Source organism: Clostridium oryzae (assembly GCF_002029235.1).
Classification (GTDB): domain Bacteria; phylum Bacillota; class Clostridia; order Clostridiales; family Clostridiaceae; genus Clostridium_AE; species Clostridium_AE oryzae.
Genome location: NZ_MZGV01000120.1, coordinates 1 through 5,811, shown reverse-complemented (window position 1 = coordinate 5,811; position 5,811 = coordinate 1). Strand labels below are relative to the sequence as shown.

Annotated in this window: 4 protein-coding genes; all 4 read left to right on the top strand. The window is 29.2% G+C overall.

The features are described 5' to 3' along the window. Nucleotides 1–461: 461 nt before the first annotated feature. The 4 genes from CLORY_RS22295 (at nt 462) to CLORY_RS22280 (ending at nt 5,214) form a co-directional block, all read left to right on the top strand. Entirely contained in the window at nt 462–1,265 is an 804-nt protein-coding gene (locus CLORY_RS22295) for a YesL family protein (protein WP_079428704.1), read from the top strand. A gap of 199 nt (nt 1,266–1,464) precedes the next feature. Then, on the top strand, nt 1,465–2,058 hold the full coding sequence (locus CLORY_RS22290; protein ID WP_079428703.1) for a DUF1836 domain-containing protein: 594 nt from the start codon (nt 1,465–1,467) through the stop codon (nt 2,056–2,058). A gap of 216 nt (nt 2,059–2,274) precedes the next feature. After that, a complete protein-coding gene (locus CLORY_RS22285; protein ID WP_242954487.1) occupies nt 2,275–4,647 on the top strand; it encodes an ATP-dependent DNA helicase in 2,373 nt (790 codons plus the stop codon). A 24-nt stretch (nt 4,648–4,671) separates the two neighbouring features. Next, entirely contained in the window at nt 4,672–5,214 is a 543-nt protein-coding gene (locus CLORY_RS22280; RefSeq protein WP_079428701.1) for a hypothetical protein, read from the top strand. Nucleotides 5,215–5,811 lie beyond the last annotated feature (597 nt).

Sequence of the window (5,811 nt, the reverse complement as noted above, 5' to 3'; positions counted from 1 at the left end):
AAGTTAATATACTACCAAATAATTGAAATGTCAATAGACAATTTCTAACTATTTACGTATTAAATAAATACTATTTTTAGTTTCGGATACAGTAATTGTATTTAAAGTGGGTTATTTACCCATTTCTCACCAAGATTATATGATATTTTTTTTGAAGTAAAATAGTAATAAAATGTATATAAATTTACTTGCAATGTCGAAGAAATGGTACAAGTAATATATTTATAATACATTAACTCGTTTTATATATAAAAATTATAGCATTTACTTTCCATAAGAAGGTGTATATATGAAATAATAGGTAAATCGTATGAAATTAAATTAGTATATGTAAAAATAAAGAAAAATTTTAGTTTCTATTTTTACTTGTACTTATGGAATACCAGTGAGTTGATTAATTAGATGAAATAAGTTAGAATAAAAAGTACAGTGTTTATGTTAAATTGATTGGAGGAGAATTTATGGCAAGTAGAAACCTGTTGGATAGTCCGTTGTACAATGTTTTAAATTATATTTACTGGTTCTTGATGGGTAACATTTTCTTTTTTATTATGAATATTCCTCTTATATTCGTATCTTTAGCAAGAGTAAGTTCTGTAGATTTAGGAATCGTTATCATAATATTTGTATCTTTTATTCCATTAGGACCTGCTATTACAGCTTTGTTTTCTGTAATGGGAAAGCTTGTTAGAACTAAGGACTTATTTATAATGAAAGATTATTTTGGAGCGTATAAAAAGAATTTTAAGCAGTCATTGCTTGTGTGGGTTATAGACTTAGCATTGATAGCTGTATTTTTAGTAGATATAAAATATTTTTCAAAGACACCATATTCATTTATTGTACCATTTTTTATGGTCCTTATAGTATTAGTACTTGCATCAAGCCTTTATGCATTTCCTATTATATCTAGATTTTATATGAGAACCAAGGATGTATTTGTATTATCATTGTATTTTACTATAAAAAAAATACATATAACAATATTTAATGTTGCAATAATCATTATTTCTTTCTTCATTATATACAAGGTCAGCTCTGTATTTATACTGTTCTTTGTTAGTGTAATTTGCTTTCTGATAATGTTTTATAATAAGGGGATACTTAAAGAAATAGAATTGAAAACTGTTGGAGAAACTTCAGCGGATAGTGAAGCTGAAAATCCTGATGTATGGCATGTACCAGATGATGAAACGGTTGAAAATAAAACTGAGGCTGAACCAGAAAAGAATGAAAATAACGATGAGAATAAAGATGAACAATAATAGTTATTGAATCAATTAGATTTATATAAGGAATGGGCTATCTTGAATGATAATTAATCATTTTAAGATAGCCCATTTTTTGCATAGAAATTGATAAAATAATGATATTATAATAATAACTTGTAATAAGTTTATATATAACTTATAATATAATTGAAATGGTAATAAAATAAGTTCTGAGTGAAAGGAAATGATTGATATGGGAGAGAATGAATTTAATATAGAATATATTAAAAAGCTTGCTTCAGAAATGTCTAAAACTATTTTGGTGCCTTATGAAGATTTACCTAGATATGATTTCTTTTTGTCACAGGTTATTGACTATTTAAATGATAAATTTTCGGAAGAAAAATATACAAATAATATAGTACAAAATTATATTAAAAGCAATGTTATTACGAAACCCGAGGATGGAAAAAAAAGGGGGTATACAAAACTGCATTTGGTACAGCTTGTTATGCTCAGCTATATGCGGCCTATTCTTACTACCGAAGAGATTTCGAAAGTATTTAGATTAGCTTTTAATGAAATTAATGATAGAACAGATGATATAATTTCTTGGGAAGATGCTTATAAAATGTTTACGGATATACAATCACACAGCTTTGATGATTTTATCACATCTGAATATTTTGATGAGGTAAAATTGAGCAAATTTATAGAGGATAGCTGCGACAATGACAAAGATAAAGAACGAATATTAGTTTTTCTCGTAGTAATGACTTTAATTGCTCAAGCTAGTTCAATAAAGAAGCTGGTCCAGAAGATTGTAAATGAGTATAGCATCGAGTAGACTTGTAGGAATAAACAGTTGTTTTGTATATAGTTATAAAAATTTCCTATTCACTAATATGTAACTAATACTTAATAGTTTGTTAATAATAAGATGTTACTATATAGCTAAGGAAATCCCCCTTAATTATATAGATTTAATGATGTAGAGTACTCTTTGGGAGGCTCTATTTTTTTATTCAAAATAATAGTTACTTATTAAAGAGAAAAGAGTAAAGTGATAGAATTGAAAGAAAAAAATAAAACTAGAATAGCTGTAAGAGAACTTGTAGAATTTATAATGAGACAGGGGGATATTAACAGTCAGTTCGTGACATCCTCTTCCGCTGTAGAAGGCACTAGAGTACATCAAAGAATACAAAAAATGTATAAGGATATGTATCTGCTTGAAGGGATCGAGTATGTAAGTGAAGTAAGTCTTAAATTAGATTATCAATATGAAGATTTTACATGCACTATAGAAGGCAGAGCAGATGGAATTGTTGATTATGGAAATGAAACTTTTATGATTGATGAAATAAAATCAACTGCTCAGGATTTAGAGGCTATAGACGAGGAATACAATGAGCTGCATTGGGCACAAGCAAAATGCTATGGATACATTTATGGGATTCAGAATGAAAAGGAAACTGCTGAAATACAGATTACTTACGGTGAACTAGAAGGTAAAGGAATAAAAAAACTAAAAAAAACTTATAGCGTTAATGAGTTAGAAAAGTTTTTTAATGGATTAGTTGAAAAGTATTATAAATGGGCCAGATTTTCGATGGAATGGAAGGAAACAAGAAACTTATCAATTAAAAAAATGAATTTTCCGTTTCCGCAATATCGAAAAGGTCAGCGTGAAATGGCTGTGTACATTTATAAAACTATAATAGAAAATAAAAAAATATATATTGAAGCTCCGACAGGAATCGGAAAAACAATATCATCTTTATTTCCTGCTGTAAAGGCTATAGGAGAAGAAAAAGCAGAAAGGATATTCTATCTGACAGCGAAAACAACGACAAAGCATATAGCGGAGGAAGCCATCTATAAGATGAATGAAGAAAAGGTCCGTATGAAAACTATAACGTTAACTGCAAAGGAAAAGCTTTGTTTTAAAGAGGAGAAAGCTTGCACTCCGAAGCAATGCGAATTTGCTAAAGGACATTTTGATAGAGTTAATGAAGCTATATGGAGTATTATTAATGAAAAGGATAATTTAAATAGAGAAACAATAGAGGAGTATGCACATAAATATAGGATATGTCCCTTTGAATTTTCATTAGATTTATCATTATGGTGTGAATGCATAATATGTGATTATAATTACGTGTTTGATCCTAGAGCAAGTTTAAAAAGATTTTTTGAAACTTCCGGGGATTATGTTTTTCTTATAGACGAGGCTCATAATTTGGTTGATAGGGCTAGAAGTATGTATTCAGCAGAACTGTTTAAAGGAAAGATTTTAAAACTTAAGAAAAGCATAAGTGATGAAAGTAAAGATTTATCAAGAAGTCTCAATAATATTAATAAAGCGATGTTAAAATATAAGAATATGATTGAGGGATCGGATAGTGTTGTAATGGAAAAGCTGCCTGAAGATCTATATAGGCCGCTAAACAAATTTATTGAAACTGCTGAAAAATGGCTTGTAATAAATGAAGCAAGTCCAAATCATGAAGATATACTTGATGCATATTTTAATATAAATGCCTTTTTAAGAATATGGGAAATCTATGATGAAAATTATGTTACATATATTCAAAAATCTAACGAGGATACGATAATTAAATTGTTTTGTATAAATCCAAGTAATTTTATAAGAGATATTATAAAAAAAGGAAGGGCAGCTGCATTGTTTTCAGCTACAATGATGCCTATGACCTATTATAGGACAATTCTTGGGGCAGATGAAAAAGATTATACCGCAAGGCTAGGTTCACCTTATCAAAAGGAAAATTTGGGACTTTATATTGCTAATACTGTATCTACACGTTATAAGGATAGAGAAACGAGTAAAGCACGTGTTATAGAATATATTAGGACTATTATATCCTGTAAGAATGGCAACTATATTGTATTCTTTCCATCGTATAAATATATGAAAGATATCTATGATATATTTATTGAAGATATGGCCGACATAGAAGTAATAATGCAGGATAATATGATGAATGAGAAGGAAAGGGAAGATTTTCTTCAAAACTTCAAGGATGATTCTAAGAAGACAATGGTGGCTTTTGCGGTGTTAGGAGGTATGTTTTCTGAGGGTATAGACCTTAAAGGAAATAGACTTATAGGAGCTGTAATAGTAGGTGTAGGACTTCCTCAGATATGCTTGGAGAGAAACATAATAAAAGATTTTTTTCAGAATAAAGATAGTTTAGGGTATGAATTTTCGTATATGTACCCAGGAATGTGCAAGGTACTTCAAGCGGCTGGACGTGTGATAAGGACTGCAGAAGATAAAGGTGTAGTTTTACTTATAGATGATAGATTTACGGTAAAGCAGTACTTGAGGATGTTTCCGGAGCATTGGAAGCATTTTCAAACAATTAACTCACGTAAAGATTTTGAAGATAAATTGAGATACTTTTGGGGATAAAATAGTTTAGTGATGGAGGAGAATATGAACAAGGAAATACTAATGCTGATAGTGATTGGAGTAGCACTTTTATTTTTAGTGGTGTCTATAATAAAAAAGGCAATAAAGCTTATTGTAACTATTTTAGTAGTAATTATTGCATTGACCTTTATAGATATATTCGTATATGGGACTAATCCTATTGATGAAGTAAAAGCGTATAAGACTAATATACAATATGGGAGAGATATAGGAGACCTAACTATAAAGATAAAGGACTCCGTAGCAAATATAGAATCAGATATACAGAACTTCAGCAAAAAAAGTAATCTAGATCGGGAGCTTGTAAAAGAAAACAGAAAATTACATCAATACAAGAAGGTATTAGCTACATTAAAGCATACGAAAAGATTAAATGGTATCCATAATAAGTATAGTGAATATCTTAACGATATAGTGAATATTTCAGATTCTACTGTAAAAATCTCAAAAAGTACAACTAAAGGGCTAAAAATTAAGAATGAACAAGAAAAGAATATCAAAAATATTATGGATAAGCTTGAAGAAATTTCTAAAGGAAAATTTTAAACATAAAGATTGATACTTTGTACCACAACATTTCCTTTTTAGTTTATAGGAATTTATGATTTTTTCCAATTATGGATAACTTTTAATTAAAATTAAGATACACCACTAAATAAGAGAAAAGGTGGTTATTAAATGAAAAAACGATACAACGTGTTTACGAAGAAGTTAACAAGAAACAGTAATATATTTTGAAATTAAAGAATTAAGATAAGAAGGCAACAGAAGCAGTATAATAAAAGCATCTTGTTAATATTAAGAGTTAGGGCATTAAAAATGGTTACATCCGACGGAGGCATTTGGAGTGAGTTTAGCAATTATCCGTGTATTTTAGGCAAATTTCCGTTAAGATGGCGAATTGTTTGAGGCGCAGCCGAGTTATGAGCCATTAGGAAATTTGACTAAAAGATGCGGTGAAATTGCTTAACGCAGCGGAATTAGCCGACATAGGGTGTAACCATTTTTTATTCTATAGGAAACTATGTAATTGCAAGGTTGTGGATAAGTGTGTAAAATATAGGTATTATGGTAGATAAGAAAATAACAGTAAAAGAAATATTAGTAGATAAGTATCAGGATTTTAAAAATAAATATTGGAGT

Excerpts from the sequence above, each read along its gene's own strand:
- CLORY_RS22295 (WP_079428704.1), top strand. The coding sequence starts at position 462 with ATGGCAAGTAGAAACCTGTTGGATAGTCCGTTGTACAATGTTTTAAAT.
- CLORY_RS22290 (WP_079428703.1), top strand. The coding sequence starts at position 1,465 with ATGGGAGAGAATGAATTTAATATAGAATATATTAAAAAGCTTGCTTCA.
- CLORY_RS22280 (WP_079428701.1), top strand. The coding sequence starts at position 4,672 with ATGAACAAGGAAATACTAATGCTGATAGTGATTGGAGTAGCACTTTTA.